The 2,006-nt window shown below is 55.5% G+C and carries 2 protein-coding genes; one reads left to right on the forward strand and one right to left on the reverse strand.

Annotation, left to right across the window (positions count from 1 at the left end; genetic code table 11):
• A partial coding sequence (locus tag NW819_RS11960; RefSeq protein WP_414413876.1) for a glycerophosphodiester phosphodiesterase occupies positions 1–769 on the forward strand: 769 nt, incomplete at its 5' end.
• Here NW819_RS11960 and NW819_RS11965 read toward each other — a convergent pair.
• Positions 766–1,500, reverse strand: a complete 735-nt coding sequence (locus NW819_RS11965) for a protein-L-isoaspartate(D-aspartate) O-methyltransferase (protein ID WP_414388957.1) — start codon at positions 1,498–1,500, stop codon at positions 766–768. The two genes, NW819_RS11960 and NW819_RS11965, sit on opposite strands and share 4 nt — an antisense overlap.
• Positions 1,501–2,006: the final 506 nt, after the last annotated feature.

Genomic DNA, 2,006 nt, shown 5'->3' on the forward strand with positions numbered 1-2,006 from the left:
GTTCAGCGTAAATGTATCAGGTGCTGACATGCTCCCCTGCACCCAGATCGTCGCCCACCGTGGGGAGCACACCCACGCCGAGGAAAACACGTTGGCCGCTTTTGCTGCCGCTATTGAGGTGGGGGCCGAGCAAATTGAGCTGGATGTGCGCTGTAGCCGAGATGGGATCCCACTGGTTGTTCACGATGCCGATTTGGATGGACAGCCTTTGGCCGCATTAACTTGGGCCGAGATTCGGGCCCGCAAACCCACGATTCCCACTCTTGAAGAGACCCTGTCACATATCAAGGGCAAGATCACCCTCGATATCGAACTCAAAGAAGCAGGCTATGAGGAACAAGTCCTTGCCCTCGTTAGCGATATTTTGACCCCCGAAGAATTTGTGATCACCTCTTTTTTGCCTCAGGTGGTGCAGCGGGTTAAAACGCTTTTGTCCCCGCAACCCAAGGTTGGCCTGTTGATCGAGGCAAAGGCTGAGGAGCAAGCCAAGGGATCTTTACTTACCCGTTGCCGGGAGTTGGGAGCGGATTTTCTGGCCCCCCACTACAGTTGGGTGAACTTGCAGTTCTTGGCTGAAGCTGAACAGGCCGGGATCCCTCTGTACGTTTGGACGGTGAACGATCCTGAAGTGATGAAGTTGTGCTTGCAGCCATTTGCCGGCTCAGTAGGACAAAATCCCGTTGTTCAAGGGTTGATTACCGACCGTCCCCAATTGGCTTTGCAAATTCGCGCCCACCTTTTGGCAGGAGTAGAGGGGGCAAAACCCTAGACCATGGGCACAAACTGCACCGGAAAAGCCCCTTTTTGAACCCATCCTTGGGCTGTTTTGCAGAGGATCAGCAAGGACTGGGATCCCTGGGCACCGGAGTCCGAAGGGCTTTCTCCCACCGGCACCACCAAGGTGCCCCCCACCGCCAGTTGATCCAGCAGCACCGTCGGCACAGTTGGGGGCGCTGCCGTCACCAGAATGGCATCGTAGGGAGCATGCTCTGGCCAACCTTGGTAGCCATCCCCCTGACGCACTTCCACGTTGCGATAGCCCAGGGCAGCGAGGGTTTGTTGAGCTTGAGCAGCCAATGGGGACAGACGCTCCAGGCTATACACTTGCCGGGCCAGCTCTGCCAAAACAGCCGCCTGATAGCCGGAGCCGGTGCCGATTTCCAACACCACCGATTCAGGCGTGAGGCGAGCAGCTTCTGTCATAAAAGCAACAATATAGGGCTGAGAAATGGTCTGGCCATAGCCGATGGGCAGAGGGCAATCCCTGTAGGCCCGATCCCGCAGATCAGAGGGGACAAAAAGGTGACGCGGCACTTTTCCCATGGCTTCCAGTACCCGTGGATCTCGGATCCCTCGTTTGATGAGCTGTTTCTTGACCATCTGCTCCCGTTGGGAAGCAAAAGGATCGGAAGCGTCTGGGGGCTGAGGTTCAACTTCTGGGATCCCAGCTGGAGAGCGAGAAGAATGTCTCCACCGGAAGGATGAGAATGGGTTGATCACCGATACACAACCTCCAGAAACGATGAGCTGCTCAGATCTTTCTCCGCTGCAACTGCTGGGCCGTCGAGCTTGGGGCTATGGATTCCACTCTCCCTCTTCCCCCCTGAGAAGGAAGGACTGGAGACGCTTGCTGCACGTGACATGAAGAGGATGAGTTAACCCAATTTCTCGCGTTGCAAGGGGGGCAGGGGTGAGGGAAAAAGCGCCTGGAGAGCTCTACCCCGATCCTGGCTCACCTTCGGCAAGACTTCACCGCTTGATGAAGAGATTGTTGCTGAATGGGAGGATGAAAAAACGGGATCCCCAAGATCCCCTACCTTGATTCTGCTGGGCTTTCTTGAACTTCGTTGGAGCCTCAGGTAAAGCTTACAGCCGGGATCCCCATGGGAGATATGGGATCCGGTTTGATCAAAATTGTAAAGTTTTGTGCGCAATCTGCCGGGGCGAGCAATCACCACCCTGGTTCTGCCAGCGCAAGATTTTATAGTGTTGATCCCTACCTTTTC

This window comes from Synechococcus sp. R8-2, from assembly GCF_047461715.1.
Taxonomy (GTDB): domain Bacteria; phylum Cyanobacteriota; class Cyanobacteriia; order Thermostichales; family Thermostichaceae; genus Thermostichus.